Source organism: Pseudomonas fragariae (ex Marin et al. 2024), from assembly GCF_059621105.1.
Window position 1 is genome coordinate 4,128,050 of sequence record NZ_CM184369.1, and the last position, 18,165, is coordinate 4,146,214.

18 protein-coding genes are annotated in these 18,165 nt (G+C 58.2%); all 18 read right to left on the reverse strand.

Annotated features, from left to right (window positions below; translation table 11 throughout):
• Positions 1-22: 22 nt before the first annotated feature.
• The 18 genes from AC54XV_RS17740 to AC54XV_RS17825 all read right to left on the reverse strand — a co-directional run bounded on the left by AC54XV_RS17740 (position 23) and on the right by AC54XV_RS17825 (position 17,869).
• Complete coding sequence (locus AC54XV_RS17740) at positions 23-379, reverse strand: Hpt domain-containing protein (RefSeq protein WP_103714150.1); 357 nt, start codon at positions 377-379, stop codon at positions 23-25.
• 34 nt (positions 380-413) lie between these two features.
• Positions 414-2,120: a fused response regulator/phosphatase gene (locus AC54XV_RS17745; RefSeq protein WP_496717119.1), complete on the reverse strand. Its 1,707-nt coding sequence runs from the start codon at positions 2,118-2,120 to the stop codon at positions 414-416.
• A complete protein-coding gene (locus AC54XV_RS17750) occupies positions 2,080-2,427 on the reverse strand; it encodes an STAS domain-containing protein (protein WP_004408073.1) in 348 nt (115 codons plus the stop codon). The genes AC54XV_RS17745 and AC54XV_RS17750 overlap by 41 nt, the downstream gene beginning before the upstream one ends.
• An 84-nt stretch (positions 2,428-2,511) precedes the next feature.
• Positions 2,512-2,961 (reverse strand): flagellar export protein FliJ, encoded by a 450-nt coding sequence (fliJ, locus tag AC54XV_RS17755; RefSeq protein ID WP_002554288.1) that lies wholly within the window; start codon positions 2,959-2,961, stop codon positions 2,512-2,514.
• Between the two features lie 6 nt (positions 2,962-2,967).
• Positions 2,968-4,326, reverse strand: coding sequence for a flagellar protein export ATPase FliI (fliI, locus tag AC54XV_RS17760; protein ID WP_011268440.1), 1,359 nt, complete (start codon positions 4,324-4,326; stop codon positions 2,968-2,970).
• A complete protein-coding gene (gene fliH, locus AC54XV_RS17765; protein ID WP_011268441.1) occupies positions 4,316-5,134 on the reverse strand; it encodes a flagellar assembly protein FliH in 819 nt (272 codons plus the stop codon). Before fliH ends, fliI begins: the two co-directional genes overlap by 11 nt.
• A gap of 15 nt (positions 5,135-5,149) precedes the next feature.
• On the reverse strand, positions 5,150-6,166 hold the full coding sequence (gene fliG, locus AC54XV_RS17770) for a flagellar motor switch protein FliG (protein ID WP_011268442.1): 1,017 nt from the start codon (positions 6,164-6,166) through the stop codon (positions 5,150-5,152).
• Positions 6,159-7,943 carry a flagellar basal-body MS-ring/collar protein FliF gene (gene fliF / locus AC54XV_RS17775; RefSeq protein ID WP_004408062.1) on the reverse strand — a complete coding sequence of 595 codons (1,785 nt, stop codon included), beginning with the start codon at positions 7,941-7,943 and terminating at the stop codon, positions 6,159-6,161. Before fliF ends, fliG begins: the two co-directional genes overlap by 8 nt.
• Before the next feature lie 15 nt (positions 7,944-7,958).
• Positions 7,959-8,288 carry a flagellar hook-basal body complex protein FliE gene (gene fliE, locus AC54XV_RS17780; RefSeq protein ID WP_003344011.1) on the reverse strand — a complete coding sequence of 110 codons (330 nt, stop codon included), beginning with the start codon at positions 8,286-8,288 and terminating at the stop codon, positions 7,959-7,961.
• A 242-nt stretch (positions 8,289-8,530) separates the two neighbouring features.
• Positions 8,531-9,943 carry a sigma-54-dependent transcriptional regulator gene (locus AC54XV_RS17785; RefSeq protein ID WP_004408060.1) on the reverse strand — a complete coding sequence of 471 codons (1,413 nt, stop codon included), beginning with the start codon at positions 9,941-9,943 and terminating at the stop codon, positions 8,531-8,533.
• Entirely contained in the window at positions 9,943-11,157 is a 1,215-nt protein-coding gene (locus tag AC54XV_RS17790; RefSeq protein ID WP_024643116.1) for a sensor histidine kinase, read from the reverse strand. The genes AC54XV_RS17785 and AC54XV_RS17790 overlap by 1 nt, the downstream gene beginning before the upstream one ends.
• A 122-nt stretch (positions 11,158-11,279) precedes the next feature.
• Positions 11,280-12,755 carry a transcriptional regulator FleQ gene (fleQ, locus tag AC54XV_RS17795; RefSeq protein WP_003316803.1) on the reverse strand — a complete coding sequence of 492 codons (1,476 nt, stop codon included), beginning with the start codon at positions 12,753-12,755 and terminating at the stop codon, positions 11,280-11,282.
• 177 nt (positions 12,756-12,932) lie between these two features.
• Positions 12,933-13,229 carry a flagellar protein FliT gene (fliT, locus tag AC54XV_RS17800; RefSeq protein WP_003316802.1) on the reverse strand — a complete coding sequence of 99 codons (297 nt, stop codon included), beginning with the start codon at positions 13,227-13,229 and terminating at the stop codon, positions 12,933-12,935.
• 24 nt (positions 13,230-13,253) lie between these two features.
• Positions 13,254-13,643, reverse strand: coding sequence for a flagellar export chaperone FliS (gene fliS / locus AC54XV_RS17805; RefSeq protein WP_003316801.1), 390 nt, complete (start codon positions 13,641-13,643; stop codon positions 13,254-13,256).
• A 123-nt stretch (positions 13,644-13,766) separates the two neighbouring features.
• The gene (fliD, locus tag AC54XV_RS17810) at positions 13,767-15,218 is read right to left on the reverse strand and encodes a flagellar filament capping protein FliD (RefSeq protein WP_032656979.1); all 1,452 of its coding nucleotides are present in this window, start codon (positions 15,216-15,218) and stop codon (positions 13,767-13,769) included.
• Between the two features lie 83 nt (positions 15,219-15,301).
• Positions 15,302-15,694, reverse strand: a complete 393-nt coding sequence (locus AC54XV_RS17815; RefSeq protein WP_032656981.1) for a flagellar protein FlaG — start codon at positions 15,692-15,694, stop codon at positions 15,302-15,304.
• Between the two features lie 72 nt (positions 15,695-15,766).
• Positions 15,767-16,615 (reverse strand): flagellin domain-containing protein, encoded by an 849-nt coding sequence (locus AC54XV_RS17820; protein WP_003316798.1) that lies wholly within the window; start codon positions 16,613-16,615, stop codon positions 15,767-15,769.
• A 327-nt stretch (positions 16,616-16,942) separates the two neighbouring features.
• Positions 16,943-17,869: a ketoacyl-ACP synthase III gene (locus AC54XV_RS17825; protein WP_024648363.1), complete on the reverse strand. Its 927-nt coding sequence runs from the start codon at positions 17,867-17,869 to the stop codon at positions 16,943-16,945.
• Positions 17,870-18,165: the final 296 nt, after the last annotated feature.

Consider the following 18,165-nt stretch of genomic DNA (forward strand, 5'->3'; position numbering starts at 1 on the left):
TCGGGGGCATGACTCTAAGGGCTCAGATGACGAACAGCTGCCGCTCGGAATTGAACAGCCCGCGAATCGTCATGTATTCGCTATCGATCGTGCCAATCAATTCTGCCAGACCTGCGAACTGCTCCTGACGGGCCTGCTCCTCGAGCTGACGGCACAGCTCGGAAAGCTGCAAGGCCCCCATGTTGCTGCTGCTGCCCTTGAAACTGTGAGCGGTAAGGCTCAACTCCTGAAAGTCAGGATTGCGGGACCCGGCAGCCAGACGCAGCTGCGCGATACGCTGCTCGGAATCCTTGATAAAAACATCCAGCAAGGTTGGATATTCGTCTTCCATGACCTCCTGCAAGGTATTCAACACGCTGTAATCCAGATGAATCGACACTTGTTCACTCCTTGATCAAGACTCCAGGCGGGGATTATGCCACTCCCTCCCAGGAAAATTCCACGCAGGCGGTCCTGCCATCCCTGGACCACCTGGCCTCGCGGCTCAACTCACAGACCAGATGCAGCCCGCGACCATACAGTTCATTGCCGGCAGGCGTCAGCGTCCGGGTCTTTTCCACATCAAATCCCTGGCCGCTGTCCTCGACGCCGAGGGTCAGCCGACCGCCCTGCGCGACCGTTTCAACCTGCAGGGTCATGCGGATGAAGCCGGACTGCAGCCTGTCGAGGCGTTCTGCCCGCTGCTGATAATAGAGCGCGAAGCCTGCTGCGTCGTGCTTGAGCGCCGAATCCAACCCTAGCACACCATGCTCCAGCGCATTGCTGTACAGCTCGCCGAGCACCATATGCAGTGCAGCGCCCTGATCACGCAGACCGTGAACCTCCAGCAGCAATTGCAGTACGTAAGGCAGGGGGTTGAAACGCTTGAGGGTCGAGGCGCGAAACTCGAAGCTGGCCGACCAGTCCAGCGGGCTGGAGGCGCCGCTGTCCGAATACATCATGGCAGGCAGACTTTGCAGCGGCGCTTCGACAGCGCTGACTTCCAGCAGACTGACATCGTCACGCGCCTTGCCGCCAAATTCGTTGAGCGCCTCGAGGATCTCTTCGATCAGCAACTGCGGTTCGCGATTGGCCGACAGAACCTGTCGCAGACGCTGCGCACCGAACAGCTCCTCCTGACTGTTACTGGTGTCGAGCACGCCGTCGGACAACAGAAATATGCGGTCACCCGGCGCCAACGGATACACGTCGGTGCGCGCGTCGAAGGCATCGACGCTCAATACGCCCAAGGGCAGATGATTCGAGGCCAGCGGCACATGCTCGCCCTGTGCGCCGCGCAGCAGGTAGCCGTCCGGCAAGCCACCGCTCCAGACCTCGACCTGCCGCTGCGGCAGATTGATACACAGCAGCGTCGCACAACAAAACATGTCGACCGGGAGGATGCGTTTGAGCTTGGCGTTCATTTCACGGAGGATTTCAACCAGGCCATAGCCCTTGGCTGTCATGCCATAGAACACTTCTGCAAGCGGCATCGCGCCAACGGCAGCCGGCAAGCCATGTCCGGTGAAATCGCCGAGCAGCACCTGCATGTGCCCGGCGGGGGTGTAAGCAGCCAGCATCAGGTCGCCGTTGAACAGTGCGTAGGGGGACTGCAGGTAGCGAATGTTACTCGCCCCCAGGCAACCGGCGTGGGCGATCTGATCAAACACCGCCTTGGCGACACGCTGCTCATTGAGCAGATATTCATGGTGCCTGGCGATCTGGTCACGCTGCTGGCGAACAGTTTCGTGCAATACCCGCAAACGATTCATGGCGTTGAGCTTGGCGGCCAATACCAGCGGGTTGTAAGGCTTGGACATAAAGTCGTCACCACCGGCGTCCAGGCAGCGTGCAAGCGCCTCGCCTTCGGTGAGCGAGGTCAGGAAGATGATCGGCACCAGCGATTCGCCGGCCATCGCCTTGATCCTTCGCGCGGCCTCAAAACCATCCATGACCGGCATCATGGCGTCCATCAGAATCAACTGCGGGCTTTCGGCCTTGAAGATGGCAACCGCTTCGACACCGTTGCACGCGCTGAGGACCCGGTGACCCTGCCGCGCCACGATGGTTGACAGCAGCAAGCGGTCACTGGTGCTGTCATCAGCGATCAGAATGCACAGTTTGTTCGGGGCTGGCTGCACTGGGTATGCTCAATTCGAACAGCTTCGAGAAATTGGAAATGGCCAGAATCTTCAGCACATCAGGCGTGCAGTTGACCAGGCGTACCAATGCCTTGTCACCTCCGGCGTGATCGCGCAGCAGCAACAGCATGCCCAGCGCAGAACTGTCCAGATAATGCGTACCGCGCAGGTCGACCACGTAGTTCAGCGACTGCGGATAGTCCTCATAGGCAGTGCGAAACGCCTGATGGGAATTGAAATCGAAACGCCCTTCGATATAAAGGGTCAGCGTCTGGCCATCGGCAGAACGTTCGGAAGTGACAGTCATGGGAACCTCGAGGTGTTTCATCACCGAGACATTGATAGCGTAGACCAGCCAGAGAGATCACTGCGGGTCTGATTGAGTCAAACGTCAGAATTGTTCATGACGAGGCAGGCGCTGCGACAACTCGTCGAGCAATTTCTGCTCGCGCTTGTCTTCCAGCCTGCGCGCCTCGTCCATGTACCGCTGCACCAGCTTGCGCAAGCCCTCTACCCGCGCGTAGCAATCCTGCCAGGCGCTGCGCGCCCGATCCAGATTGGCTTTGTGCCATTCAAGACTTTTGTATTGCTGGGCAACGGCGACATCGAGCTGACTGAGAAAGCGTTGATAACCCAGCAGCCACTGCCCGGAAACCCCGGCACTGCCGCGCTGCAACCATTGTTGCTGATAATCCTGACGAAACTGGTCAAGTTCCTGCAGCTTGTTGTTGGCAAGATTGACCTGCCCCTGGAAGTGCCCAAGGCGCTGGGCGGCAGTTCGCTCGGCAGCCTCTGCCATCTCGACCACCGGCGCCAGACGCGCCGCTCGACTCTGCGCCATGGGTTATCAGCCGCCAGGCGCTGGTGCGAAGATCGACGCCAGCGCCTCGCTGCTGCCCTGCATGCTTTCGTTCTCGCGCAACGCCTGACGCTGATAGCGCACCAGTACCGGATGCAGCGCGATCGCCATGTCCGTCTCGCGATCACCACCGGCCACGTAGGCGCCGACGCTGATCAGATCGCGCGTCTGCTGATAACGCGACCACAACTGTTTGAAATGCTGCGCACGCGCCATGTGTTCGGGGCTGACCACGGCGGGCATGACCCGGCTGATCGACGCTTCGATATCGATAGCCGGGTAATGCCCCTCTTCGGCCAGACGCCGGGACAACACGATGTGACCGTCCAGCACACCGCGCGCCGAGTCGGCAATCGGGTCCTGCTGGTCATCGCCTTCGGAGAGCACGGTGTAAAACGCGGTAATAGAACCACCGCCCTTTTCAGCGTTGCCGGCGCGCTCGACCAGTTTGGGCAAGCGGGCAAACACTGATGGAGGATAGCCCTTGGTGGCCGGCGGCTCGCCAATGGCCAGCGCGATTTCCCGCTGAGCCTGAGCAAAACGGGTCAGGGAATCCATCAGCAACAGGACATTCTTGCCCTTGTCACGAAAGTATTCGGCGATTCGCGTGCAATACATCGCTGCGCGCAAACGCATCAGAGGCGCATCATCGGCTGGCGAAGCGACCACCACCGAACGCTTCAGGCCCTCCTCGCCGAGGATGTGCTCGATGAACTCCTTGACCTCACGGCCCCGCTCCCCGATCAGGCCGACGACGATGATGTCCGCTTCGGTGAAGCGCGTCATCATGCCGAGCAGCACACTCTTGCCCACGCCCGTACCGGCAAACAGCCCGAGACGCTGACCGCGACCCACCGTCAATAAACCGTTGATGCACCGAATGCCGACATCCAGTGGCTGACTGATGGGGTCACGCTTGAGCGGGTTGATGGTCGGGCCATCCATCGGCACCCAGTCTTCAGCCTTGATCGGCGAGCGACCATCCAGCGGACGACCGGCACCATCAAGCACCCGGCCCAGCATGCTCATGCCCATCGGCAGACGACCGGTATCGGCCAGCGGCACAACCCGCGCCCCAGGCGCGATGCCGGCCACGCTGCCGACCGGCATGAGAAACACCTTGCCACCGGAAAAACCCATCACTTCAGCTTCGACTTCCACCGGGTGATGGCTGTCGTCATTGATAACTACACACCGGCTGCCCATTGCCGCGCGCAGGCCCTCGGCCTCAAGCGTCAGACCCACCATGCGCAGCAGCCGACCTTCCACTACGGGCTGGGCAGGCAGGCTGATCGACTCGGCATAGGAACCGAGGCGCTTGGCGAAACTGGTGCGATCAAGGCGCATCGAGGGTGTCCGCGTCAGATTCTTCAGCATTGGAGGCTTTGCCTGGCGAAACATCCAGATCAACGCTCAGATCCGCTGCAGCAGGATGAGTGACCTGTTCATGCAACTGGTCGTGCATCTTGGAAATCGCCAGGGCAATGCGTGTTTCGACGCTGGCGTCGATACGGCTATGCTCGGTTTCGATGCGGCAACCGCCCGGCAGCAGGTCTTCGTCTTCGACGATCTTCCACGACTCCTCGTGACGTTCACGCATGGCCTTGACCAGCAGGAAGTCCTGAGGGTTTATGAAAATTCGCACATTCTGCGCGCCCATCGGCAATAGCTTGAGGGCATCGCGCAGCACGCTGGCAATCTGTGCCGAGTCCGTGACCAGCTCGCGCTGAATGACCTTACGCGCGATGTGCTCGACGAGGTAAATGACGGCCTTTTCGATCTGGGTGTCCTGCTCGGCGATAGGTGCCAGCAGGTTACCCATCAGTTGTTCCAGGCTGGCAACTTTTGCCGCAAGAACGACCTCCGCCTCCTGACGCACTTTTAGTTGAGTGCTGTGAAAACCTTCCTTTTCACCGGTGGCGAAGCCTTCGTTCCAAGCCTCCTGGCGGATGCTTTCCAGCTCTTCCAGAGTCAGTGGCTGAACTTCATCCAGCGGCACTTCTTCCATCTCGGCCGGTTCGTCGACCAGCTCGGGTTCCGGTTCAGGTTCGGGCTCCACGTGTGGATCGAAGCTGGGCAGCGCCCAGATGTCGAGCAACGCGGCGTCCTTGGCGCGAATGAGGTCGCTGGCCGATTCTTTATTGGAACTGGACATGAGTCGGCTGAATCCTTAGATCATTTCCTCGCCACCCTTGCCACCGAGTACGATCTCGCCGGCCTCGGCCATACGACGCGCAATGGTGAGGATTTCTTTCTGGGCGGTTTCCACATCGCTGACACGCACCGGACCTTTTGCTTCCAGATCGTCGCGCAACAGCTCAGAGGCACGCTTGGACATGTTCTTGAAGATTTTTTCCTTGATGCCTTCGTCCGAGCCCTTGAGCGCGAGTACCAGCACGTCCGAGGATACTTCGCGCAGCAGCGCCTGGATACCACGGTCGTCGACATCGGAAAGATTGTTGAAGACGAACATGAGGTCCTCGATCTGCACCGAGAGGTCTTCGTCGACCTCGCGGATCGAGTCCATGAGCGAACCTTCGATCGAGCTGTCGAGGAAGTTCATGATATCGGCCGCACGCTTGATACCACCCAGTGTGGTACGCGACGTGTTGGCGTTACCGGAGAACTGCTTCTCGAGAATCTGGTTCAATTCCTTGAGAGCCGCTGGCTGTACGGTGTTGAGCGATGACACGCGCAGGATGATATCGAGGCGGACCTTGTGATCGAAATGCCCAAGCACCTCGCCCGCCTGATCGGCGTCGAGGTAGGCGACCACGATGGCCTGAATCTGCGGGTGCTCGAAACGGATCACGTCGGCGACGGCACGCGGCTCCATCCACTTGAGGCTGTCCAGACCGCTGGTATTGCCACCCAGCAGGATCCGGTCGATCAGGCCGTTGGCCTTGTCCTCGCCCAGTGCCTGGGTCAGCATCTTGCGGATATAGCCATCGGAACCGACGCCAAGGCTGGTCTGATCACCGACGATGTCGACGAACTCGCTCATGACCTCTTCGACCTGCTCGCGATGCACGTTGCGCATCTGCGCCATCGCTACGCCCACTTTCTGGACTTCCTTGGGGCCCATGTGCCGGAGCACCTGAGCCGCATCGGTTTCGCCCAGCGAGAGCAACAGTACAGCCGCTTTTTCAACTTTGGAGAGTTTGGCTACCATGGCTCGTTCATTCATCAGTGTTGATCCACTCTTTCACAACCTGAGCCACACGGCCAGGATCCTCAGCCACCAAACTCTTGATTGCGTTCAGCTGTGCGTCATAGCCTTCGGTCGGGCTCGGCAGCAGAATGCTCTGCGGGCCGCCCAGGCTTACGCGATCGTTGGACAATTCGCCGTCCAGACCGCCCATGCCACCCAGTTCGGCGTCGCCACCGAAACCTGCCAGTTCCTTGCGCTTGCCGTTGGTGATGTTGTTCAACACCGGGCGCAGTACACCGAACACCAGGATCAGGATGAAAATCACACCCACCGCCTGCTTGACGATGTCCCAGAACCAGGGTTGCGAATAGAACGACGCCTCAGGCAGCACTTCAGCGCGTTCGCTGGAGAACGGCACGTTGATCACGCTGACGCTGTCACCGCGGCTGGCGTCGAAACCCACGGCATCCTGTACCAGACGCGTGAAGCGAGCCAGATCCGCCGCGCTCCACGGAGCACGCGTCACTTCGCCATTGGCCGCGTTGGTCTTGACCATGTCGTCGACCACCACGGCGACCGACAGGCGGGTCAGACGGCCCTGCTGCTGCTTGGTGTGACTGATCGAACGGTCCAGCTCGAAGTTCTTGGTCGACTGCACGCGCTTGTCGGCGGGGTATGGCGCCAACGCGGGCTGACCGGTGGCCGGGTCCATGATCTGCTGACCATTGGCATCCAGCAGTGGCTGGCCTGGCGCGATGGGGCCGGCAGCACCGGCGGCACCACCGCCTGCAGTCTGCGGAGCCGTCGCCGGGCCGGGTGGCTGGTTGCTCAGCGCACCTGGAACGCCGCCCGAGCTTGAGCTGCTGGAACGTTGTTCATTGACCGACTGCTCGCTACGCAAGGCAGGCTGGTCGGGGTTGAAGCTTTCGGCAGTCGATTCGACAGCGCTGAAATCAACCACTGCCGAGACCTCGGCCTTGTAGCGATCATTGCCCAGAATCGGCTGCAGAATGTTCTGCACGCGCTGGGTCAGCATGCCTTCCATGCGACGGCTGTAGTCGAATTGCTTGCCGGCCATGGTCAGTTCGGAGTTTTCCGCCTGATCGGAAAGCAGAGTGCCCTTCTGGTCGACGACGGTAATCTGCGACTTGCTCAGCTCGGGAACACTGGTGGCCACCAGATTGATGATGGCCATGACCTGACTCGGCTCCAGCGAACGACCGGCGTACAACTCGACCAGTACCGATGCACTTGGCTTGCGGTCATCACGGACGAACACCGAGCTCTTCGGAATGGCCAGGTGCACGCGGGCACCCTTGACGTTGTTCAACGCAGAAATGGTACGCGCCAATTCGCCTTCCAGCCCGCGACGATAACGCGTGGCTTCCATGAACTGGCTGGTGCCAAGGCCCTGATCCTTGTCGAGGATTTCGAAGCCGATGTTAGCGTCGTTCTGTACCACACCCGCCTGGGCCAGTTGGATACGCGCACGCTGCACATCATCGGACTTGACCAGCAGCGCACCGGAGTTCGGCTCGACGGTGTAGTTGATGTTCGCCGCAGTCAGGGTGTCCATGATCTGCTTGCTGTCCATGCCCGCCAGACTGCCATAAAGCGGACGATAGTCAGGCTGCTGGGACCAGAGCACCACGGCGAAGCCGATGGCCACGCTCGCGGCAAGACCGACCATGAGGCCGATCTGACGCAGCATGGTCATTTCGGAAAGATTTTCCAGAAAAGACATACCGAACAACGGTTTTCTTTCGGAATCGCCCGTTCTTGCAGGAACGGTATCGGCAGCTGCTTCGGCCATGACTCAGTACGTCCCTTAAACCGGCATCTGCATGATGTCTTGGTAAGCTTGAACCAGCTTGTTACGCACCTGGGTCAACGCCTGAAAAGACACGCTGGCTTTCTGCGACGAAATCATGACGTCGGTCAGATCCACGCCGCTCTTGCCGACTTCAAATGCATTGGCCAACTGGCTGGAAGCCTGCTGGGTCTGCGCGACCTTGTTGACGGCCTGACCAAGCATGTCAGCGAAGCTGCTGGCACCGGCTTCCTGCGCACCGGACACGGGCTTGGGCGCAGACATCGCATCCATCTGCATGGCCCGCATATCCAACATCAAGCGATTAAATTCAACACCTTGGCTCATGGACATATCTCTCGTAAGGCCCGCAAATTTTTGACACTGATTCAGCGGGTACAGAAGGTATAGCAACAACGATGCCAGCTAGATGGCGGCTATTTGCCACACCAGATGAGTGCATCATGTCGCTTGACACGAGTTCGCGCCGGGCCGCCCGTATCTACGGGGCGCCGGGATTATTTCAGGCTTGTATCACAGCAAAAATATTCAGTGACCGCCGATCGGGAGCGGCAATCAGTGTGCCTGGCTCACGTGGCAAACAGATAGGCTTCCACATCCATTCCGGCGTCACGCATCTGCGCCAGCTTGTAGCGCAATGTACGCGGGCTGATACCCAGGCGTTCTGCAGCCTCCTTGCGACGTCCCCGTTCAGAACGCAGGGTGTCGATGATCATTTGAAACTCGTGACGCCTGAGGTCATCGCCCAGCGCGCCGACAGATTCCGGACTGACGCCGGCACCTGCATTCTCCGCGGTGGTGCCAGTCACTGCCCCTGCAGCCTCGACAGAGGCAGCAACAGGCAGGCTGGTAACCGGCCCGGACAGACAGAAATCCTGTGCCTGAATCACCCCGCCCTGCTGCAGAATCAAGGCCCGCTGTACTGCGTTATCCAGCTCCCGCACATTCCCGGGCCATGGATAGCTCACCAGACACTGCTGCGCTTCGGCGGAAAGACGAACCGGCGCGTGCTTCATTTTATTGACGTGCTTGGCCAGAAGCCGCTCGGCCAACGGCAGAATATCGGCAGTCCTTTGACGCAACGCCTGCCATGCCAATGGAAATACCGACAGGCGATAAAACAGATCTTCACGAAAGCGCCCCGCCGCCACTTCACCCGCCAGATCGCGGTTGGTGGTCGCCACGACGCGGATATCCAGAACGATCGGCTTGCGCGCCCCTACGCGTTCGACTTCGCGTTCCTGCAACACACGTAGCAATTTGGCTTGCAGTCCCAGCGGCATTTCGGAAATCTCGTCCAGCAGGATCGTCCCGCCGTCAGCCTGCTCGAACTTGCCGGCCTGCGCCGCAATGGCGCCGGTAAACGAACCCTTTTCATGGCCGAATAACGTGGCTTCCAGCATATTGTCCGGAATCGCTGCACAATTGATCGCAATAAAAGGCTTATCGGCACGCGGCGAGTTTTGATGAATGAAACGCGCCAAAACCTCTTTACCGGTCCCGGACTCGCCGGAGATCAGCACGGTGGAGTCGCTTTTCGCCACGCGGCTGGCAAGGTTCAGTAACTGGATACTGGCGGGCTCGACCGCAATCGGCCCGTCGCGCTCGGCAGGCTCCAGACGACCCAGTGCATGCCGCGCAACCAGCGCGATCAGCGCCTTGGGCTCGAAGGGTTTGACCAGGTAATCCGCAGCCCCCTGGCGCATGGCATCGACAGCGCGCTCGACTGCGCCATGCGCCGTCATCAGCAGCACCGGCAATTGCGGATGCCGGCTGCGTAACAGACTCAGCAATTGGTGGCCGTCCATGCCCGGCATGTTGACGTCACTGATCACCAGGCTAAAGGGCGTTGCCTCGGCAGCCACCAGTGCTTCTTCGGCGGAACCGACCGCCTGATAGTCATAACCGGCCAGCTCGAGGGTTTCCCCAAGCGCTTCCCGGAGCGAACGGTCATCCTCGACCAGCAGCACATTGATCGGCATCAGTGATTACCTGTCGAACTGGAAGCCGGGATCAACGGCAGACTGACAATGGCGCAGGTACCACGGCCGACCCGCGACAAATAATCCACTCGCCCCTGATGCGCACGCGACACCGCCGTCACCACGGCCAGGCCAAGCCCTGTGCCGGTGGTCTTGGTCGTAAAGAACGGCTCACCGATGCGCGCCAGCGCGGCCTTGTCAATGCCGCTGCCGTTATCGCTGAAGCAGATTCGCAGTTGGTTGCCGCGACTGTAGGCGTGAATTTTCAGCAGCGTCCGGCCAGCGCTGGCCTGGACGGCGTTTTCAATCAGATTGAGCAGTGCGCCGACCAGTGTGTCGCGATTGCACAGCAGCTCGCCATCGATGCTGTCGCACTGCCAGCGCACCGCCACGCCCTGAACATGCGTCGCAGCCGCATTTTGCAGCGCCTGAAACAGAGCACCGGGCGTCAGGCGATCCGTCAGCGGCAGTTCGCCGCGGGCGAACACCAGCATGTCGCGAACCTGATGCTCCAGCTCATGTAAACGATCCTTGAGCCGCGCGGCGAAACGCTGCTGGGTTTCCACCGGCAGTTCCTGCTCGGTCAAATGGCTGGCGTAGATCATGGCAGCGGACAACGGCGTACGAATCTGATGCGCCAGAGAGGCTACCATACGCCCCAGTGAAGACAGGCGCTCGTGACGGGCCAGCTGTTCCTGAAGATGACGGGTTTCGGTCAGGTCATTGAGCAATACCAACTGACCCGGCTCGGCATCCAGCGAGCGTGTGGCAATCGAGAGCCTGCGACCGTCCTTGAGGGAGACTTCGTGGCCGTCGTCCTCTCGGGGTGCAAAGCAGCGGCTGATCACATGACGCCAGAGCATGCCCAGCAGCGGCTGCCCGAGCAGATCGATTGCAGCGGGATTGGCCTCGCGCACGACGCCCATGCCATCAATGACGATCACCCCGCCGGGCAGCAGATCAAGCAGATTCTGCAGGCGGTTGGCCAGGCGTTCTTTTTCCGCCAGCTCCTGAAGACGCTGGGCGCCGGCATGTGCCAGTTCGCCCTTGAGTTCGGTGACGCGTGCTTCAAGCACCCCGTAGGAATCGGTCAATTGCGCCGACATTTGATTGAACAGCGAGAATGCGTGCTCAAGCCCCTGACGACTTTCCAGCTCCGGGGAGTACGGAGCCTGAACAGATAGGGCGGAAGTCAGTTGGGCGGCCTGGGACATGATTCATCTCTCTCGTGGCGAACCGTCAGTAAACGGTGTGTTAAGAGAGACTTAGCAATCCCCGTGCCTAAAAAAAACCCCTGAAAAATCAGGGGCTTGGTTTTTGGCACAAAAAACCGGCGTCAATCATCTGCCTGTTCATCGCCCTCACGACGGCTCATACCGTACTTGCGCATCTTCTCGACCAGCGTCGTACGACGAATGCGCAAGCGCTCCGCTGCGCGGGCAACGATACCGTTGGCATCGTCGAGCGCCTGCTGAATCAGGCCCTGTTCCAGACCACCGAGGTAGTCTTTCAGATCAAGCCCCTCAGGCGGCAGCATCGCGCCAGAGGCGAAGTTCGGCGTATTGCTGTTGATCGCCACACGCTCTTCGATCTCGCTGCGCATGCTGTCGACCATCTGCTCGTCTTCGTCGTCGACGTAGCGAAACTTCTTTGGCAGCTCAGCCACGCCAATCACGCCGTACGGGTGCATGATCGCCATGCGCTCGACCAGGTTGGCCAGCTCACGGACGTTGCCCGGCCAGGCATGGCGACACAGCGACATAATGGCTGCGGAGTTGAAGCGAATCGAACCGCGCTTCTCGTGCTCCATGCGCGAAATCAATTCGTTCATGAGCAGCGGGATATCTTCGACACGCTCGCGCAACGGCGCCATTTCGATCGGGAACACATTGAGACGGTAGTAAAGATCTTCGCGGAAGCTGCCCAGCTCGATCATGGTCTCGAGATTCTTGTGCGTCGCGGCGATGATGCGCACATCGATGCTTTGCGTCTTGTTGCTGCCCACACGCTCAAAGGTGCGTTCCTGCAGGACGCGCAGCAGCTTGACCTGCATCGGCAGTGGCATGTCGCCGATTTCGTCGAGAAACAATGTGCCGCCGTTGGCCAGCTCGAAGCGCCCGGCACGGCTGGTGATCGCACCGGTAAACGCGCCCTTCTCGTGTCCGAACAGCTCGCTTTCGAGCAGCTCGGCCGGAATGGCACCGCAGTTGACCGGCACGAACGGCGCATCACGACGCTTGGAGTGGTAGTGCAGGTTACGCGCAACCACTTCCTTGCCAGTGCCCGACTCGCCCAGAATCAGTACGCTCGCATCGGTGTCGGCGACCTGCTGCATCATCTGCCGCACGTGCTGAATCGCGCGGCTGGTACCTACCAGACTGCGGAACAGGTTCGGTTCACGATGACGGCCGCGCTCGCGGGCCTGATCGTACATCTCGCGATAGACCTGGGCACGGTGCAGCGAATCGAGCAGCTTGCTGTAGCTGGGCGGCATTTCGAGTGCAGAAAGGACTCGCCTGCGCAAATCCTCGGGCAATTCGACAGAGGAATTTTCGCTCATCAGCAGCACAGGAAGGAACTCATCCCATGCTGCGATGGTCTTAAGAAGCCCTTGCAGGCTGCCCGGCGCGTTTACGCTGCCGACCAGTACGCAGAGTACTTCTCGTGGAGACGCCAGAGAGCCGACCACCTGCTGCCAGTCCTGACTGGAACAGGAGAGATTTTCTTCGCCAAGAAAATTCAGGATAACCGCCAGATCCCGGCGGCGCTGGCTATCGTCATCGATTAGCAGAATCTTGATTTCACGCCACATGCAATAGCAACTTCCCTAGTCAACTCAATGCCCATGATTGGGGGGCAGCTTGGCTTCTCAGCTGTATAAACCTTGAGACGCCAGAAAATAGTAAACATCACTAGTTAAGTCAAAAAAACGGACACAGTCAAATTTATGGCGAAATTCTTGTCGAACAATAAAAATGACAATTAAACATTAACCAAACAGATGGTATACCTTCGTCGCGCTCTTCGCATTCTGGATTTGAGTCATTTCTTCGACAACCGCTTGACGCTCACCGGTTGCAACATCAATCAGCTGCCTGTAGACACCCAATAACTCCTCAAGGTTGCTGCGCAGTGCAGGTTCGTCGTCGGGCGCTTCGCTGACCACCGCGTCAACACACTCGCGACACGCCAGATCCAGCTTGACGATAGCCTCCCAGTCACGATCTGCCAGCGCGCCTACCAAGGCTTCGCGGGTTTCTTCGATACGCTTGAGCGCAGCACTCATTATTGTTCTCCTCAGGCCAGCAGATTATTGCAAGGTGCCGATAGCGTCCCAGCCTTCCTTGACGGTGATCAACAGGCCGGCGACTTCATCGAGCATCTTCTGATCATTACGGGCGTTGGCTTCCGCCAGACGCGTCATCATGTAGTGATAGAGGCTGTCCTGCCTGACCAGCGCATCGCTGGGCGAGTTTTCCAGATCCAGCCCCTCACGCAGGCCGCCCACGATGTCGATGGCCTTGCTGATGAGCACGCCCTTGCTGGCGATATCCCTGCGCGCCATGGCGCCCTTGGCCTGAGCAATGCGGTCGAGGCCACCTTCCATCAACATTTGAACCAGACGATGAGGACTGGCCTCCGAGGTCTGAGCCTGGGAGCCGATCTTCTGATACTGCCGCAACGCTAACATCGGATTCATAATGGGCCTCGTAACAAATCCAGAATACTGATACTCAAGCTATCGACGCAGTGCGCAGAAACTTTAGCCCAAAAGCAAGAACCCGACACAGCGTCGGGTTCCTGGTACTTCTGCACTGGTTTTTTACGAGGCGTTTTTCTGCGCGTTCATCGCTTCAAAAATCGAAGTAATGCTTGAAGCAGTTGCCTTTAACTGCCCGACGACCAGGTCCATTGCGTTGTATTTCTTGGTGAGGGTTGCCGTCAATGTCGTAATACGACGGTTGAGCGCCTCCTGATCACTGGCCAGTCGCGTCTGCACCTTATTAAGACTGGTGGTCTTGCCAGCCAGAACGCCGTCAGCTTTCGTGTATGGCTCAAGCGCCTTGTTCATGCGCGCAATCAAACCATCCGAGGTTGTGCCATCAGCATTGGTCACACCGGTGAACATCGCCTGAATCTGGCTGCCCAGCTTCTTGTCGCTCAGCGCTGTTGTGAGTTCGGTCGTGCTCAACGTCAACTTGCCGTCAGACTGTTGAGTCTTGATCCCCAACTGCGCCAGGGAACTCAAACCGGCATTCGACGTAGCCGTGGAAATCTGGTCGCGTATCGTTGCCAGCAGTGCACGCGGGGTGGAGTCGCCGGTCAACGCAGCGGCAGCGTAAGTGCCATCACTGCCGACAGTACCCTTGGTCAACGACGACACCAGTGAAACCAGCGTGTTGTAAGAGTCGACGAATGACTGCAATGAGGTTTTCAGACCATCGGTGTTGGTGGCTACCGTGACCGTGGTCGATGCCGAAGCAGCAGAAGAAGCGCTGGGCGCGACCAATTCGAATGTCAGACCGGAAATCGCCGTACTTACGGTATTGGTCTTGCTGGTCAGACTCAAGCCATCGACCGTGAATGCGGCGTCCTTGGCTACAGCGGTAATCGCACCAGCGCCGGTACTGGATTCACTCATCAACTTGGTGCCATCGATGTTAAGTGCTTCCTGGCCGGAAGCACCCGTCACCGAAATGTCACTGCCCTTGCCGGTGGTCGTCGAACTGAACACCAGCCTGGAACCGTTGTTGTCGTTGATGATGTTGGCGGTGATGCCTTTACCCTGCAGCGTCGAGTTTACCTTGTCGCGCACTTCCTGCAGCGTCGAGGTCTTGTCGATCGCCACGTTGTAATCAGTGCCATTTTGAGTGATTTTCAGAGTACCACTCGGAATAGCACTCGCCTGCGTCGAGTCCAGCGCGGCGGTAGCCACCTTCGAAGGTGTTGCCAGCTGGCTTATGTTAATCGCGTAGGTGCCGTTGACTGCCGTGTTGCCCGCTGTGGCCTTGACCACTGCTTCATTGGCAGACGTGGCAGCAAAGCCCTGAAAGGCAGGCGTGGTGGAACTGGCCAGGGTGTCCAGTGTTTTCTGGAACGCAGCCAGTGCAGACGTCAACTGACTGACACCCGACAGGGATGCAGTCGTGGAAGCGCTCTGCTTGTCGATCTGGTTTTGCTTGGGCGCTTTTTCAGCACCGACAAGACCTTCGACGATGGCGGAAATTGCCAGACCCGAACCCAGGCCTGTTGAAGATGTAATCGGACTTGCCATGGTGCTTCTCCCTTCAAGAATGCCGCGGGGCTCTCCGCCCTTTCAAAAGGCGAATGACCCGACAACACATACCATACCGGCGATCAGGCCTTGGCGCGGAACAACAAACTGTTCGCATCACTCAGGCTATCGGCCAGCTTCAGGATTTCTGCATTGGGAATCTGTCGTACTACTTCACCGGAATCGCTTGCAATCACTTTGACAATGACTTTGCCAGAATCTTCGTCGATCGAAAACTCGAGATTGCGCTTTACCTCGTGAAAGAACTTCTGGATGTCCTCAGCGGCGGCCTTGACTTTGGCATCGTCTTTGGAATCATCCTTGTGCAGACCGGAGCCTTTACTTTCAGCCGTGGCGGCAACACGCTCGACGGGCGCCTTATCGGCAGGCTTGTCAACAGACGCGTCCGGCACCGGGGCCTGACTCGCCGGTTGAACGGCCGGATAAGTCACGCTCAACTTCACACTCATATCCATGACCATCACCTCAGAAAGTAAAAAAGCGAGAGAGCACTGTTAAGTACTCCCCCGCTAAAACTCACGCTGATATTACTGAAGCAGTTTCAGTACAGCGGATGGCAGCTGGTTAGCCTGAGCCAGAACAGAGGTGGAAGCCTGTTGCAGAGTCTGTTGCTTGGTCAGCTGTGCAGTTTCAGCAGCGAAGTCGGTATCCTGGATACGACCCAGTGCAGCACTGGCGTTTTCGTTGATGTTCTGCAGGTTGGAGATGGTGCTGGTCAGACGGTTTTGTGCAGCACCGAGATCAGAACGCGTGTTGTTGATGGTCTGCAGAGCCGAGTCGATAGCGGCCATTGCAGCAGAGAAGTTGGTCTCTGCAGCAGCACTGTCGGAACCGACGATGGTGATTGCCGAACCGACACCCAGGGTGTTTGCGTCAAAGCTGGCGCTCAGAGTCAGAGTGATCTGGTTCGAGGCGCCGGAGTTGGAGCCAACCTGGAAAGTCATGGTGCTGGCAGAACCGTCGATCAGGTTTTTGCCGTTCAGGTTGGTACTGTTGGCGATACGGGTCAGTTCCGAACTCATCTGGGTGAATTCTTTGTTCAGCGCAACGCGGTCAGTAGCGCTGTTGCTGTCGTTTCGCGACTGAACAGCCAGTTCACGCATACGTTGCAGAATGTTGGTCGACTCTTGCAGCGCGCCTTCAGCGGTCTGAGCAATGGACATACCGTCGTTGGCGTTTTTGATCGCCATGGTCTGACCTTTGATCTGCGAGTTGATCTTGGTGGCGATGTTCAGGCCAGCAGCGTCGTCTTTGGCGCTGTTGATTTTCAGACCGGAAGACAGACGAGTCATCGAGGTCGAAAGGGCGTCGGAAGCGCGACCCAGGTTCTTCTGGACGTTCAACGATGCTACGTTGGTGTTTACTGTTAAAGCCATGATGAATTCCTCGTTGGTTTGGTACTACGTGGCTTCCGGCCCCTGCAAGCGCCGGGTGTGCCTAGAGAACCTTCGTAATAGTTATCGTCGCGATGGCAGGTTGCTTGAGTGTTTTTTTTTAATATTTTGCCATCATCGTGACACCCCTTATAAAACAAGGGTTTGGGGCGTAAACCCACGGCGGGAAAGAGGGGAATTCACGGCAGTCAGAAGTGGCGGCAGGCGAGCGCATTGCACCACGAAGTTCAAAGTGTGACGCAGATCACTATTTAATTTAAAAACGCCTGGGGTTTTATCCGCAGGCGTTCTTTGTAAGGCGAGGTGAACTCAGTCTTTATAGATAATTGCAGAGCCCCAGGACAACCCCACACCAAAACCACTCAAGGCAACCCGCTTCCATGAAGAACCGAGCACATGCTTTTCGATCAGCAGCGGAATGCTGGATGACACGGTGTTGCCGGTTTCGACCATGTCCTTGAGAAACTTCTCGGGTTTGTCTTCGAAGCGCCGCGCGACCGCATCGACGATCGCCGCACTGCCCTGGTGAATACAGAAGGCATCGATATCGTCCGGGGTCAGATCCGACTCGGCCAGTAGCTCATGCAAATGCGCCGGGACTTTCAACAGTGCAAAGTTGAACACCTGGCGACCGTTCATGAAGAAAACGCCGTTGCTGACCTTCAGATGTGGCGCACCGGAACCATCGGTACCGAACTTCGCCTTGCCCAATTGCCATTCGGCACCCTCGCCCATCCAGGTGGCTGTCGCCGCGTCACCGAACAGCATGGTGGTGTTGCGGTCTTCCTGATCGACAATTTTCGAATACGGATCGGCAGTGATCAACAGGCCATTTTTCAAGCCTGCCGCCTCCATGAAGCCCTTGATCGCATAAATGCCGTACACATAGCCGGAACAGCCCAGCGAAATGTCGAATGCGGCAACGTTGGTCGACAGCCCCAGCTTGTCCTGAACGATGGCTGCGGTATGCGGCAGCCCTTCCTCGTCGCCATTCTGGGTGACGACGATCAGCACATCGATGCTTTCGCGCTTGAGCTGCGGGTTATTGGCAAACAGCGTGTTGGCCGCCTCAACGCACAGATCCGAGGTTTCCTGGCCGGCGTCTTTGCGCGGCAGGAAGGTGGAGCCGATTTTCCCAAGGATGAATTCTTCATCCTTGCCGAATCTGGCGCCTTGAGCGTAGTTATCAACACCTGCAACAGGCACGTAACTCGCTATGCTTTTAATGCCAATCATCATGGCTTCCCGATGAGTAAACAGGTCATTTTTCGTCCCGACGAAATCGGGGCGCTACCGAATAGGGGTGATTTACGGACATTTTCAGGGCGCTTGGCAGGTTAAAGCAAGTCAGGCGCATGTCGCTCCCTGTAAAACAATACAGTGGAGATGCACTTTATGACCCGCAGGTCACTCCCGTGTGCATGCTTTAGGATAATTTGCGTCGAGGGAACATGCACTTGATGCTTGCCGGCAGCTTCCTGCGAAGAAGCCTTCAAAGTGACTAACCGGCCGCGAAGCAGCCGGTTTTACGG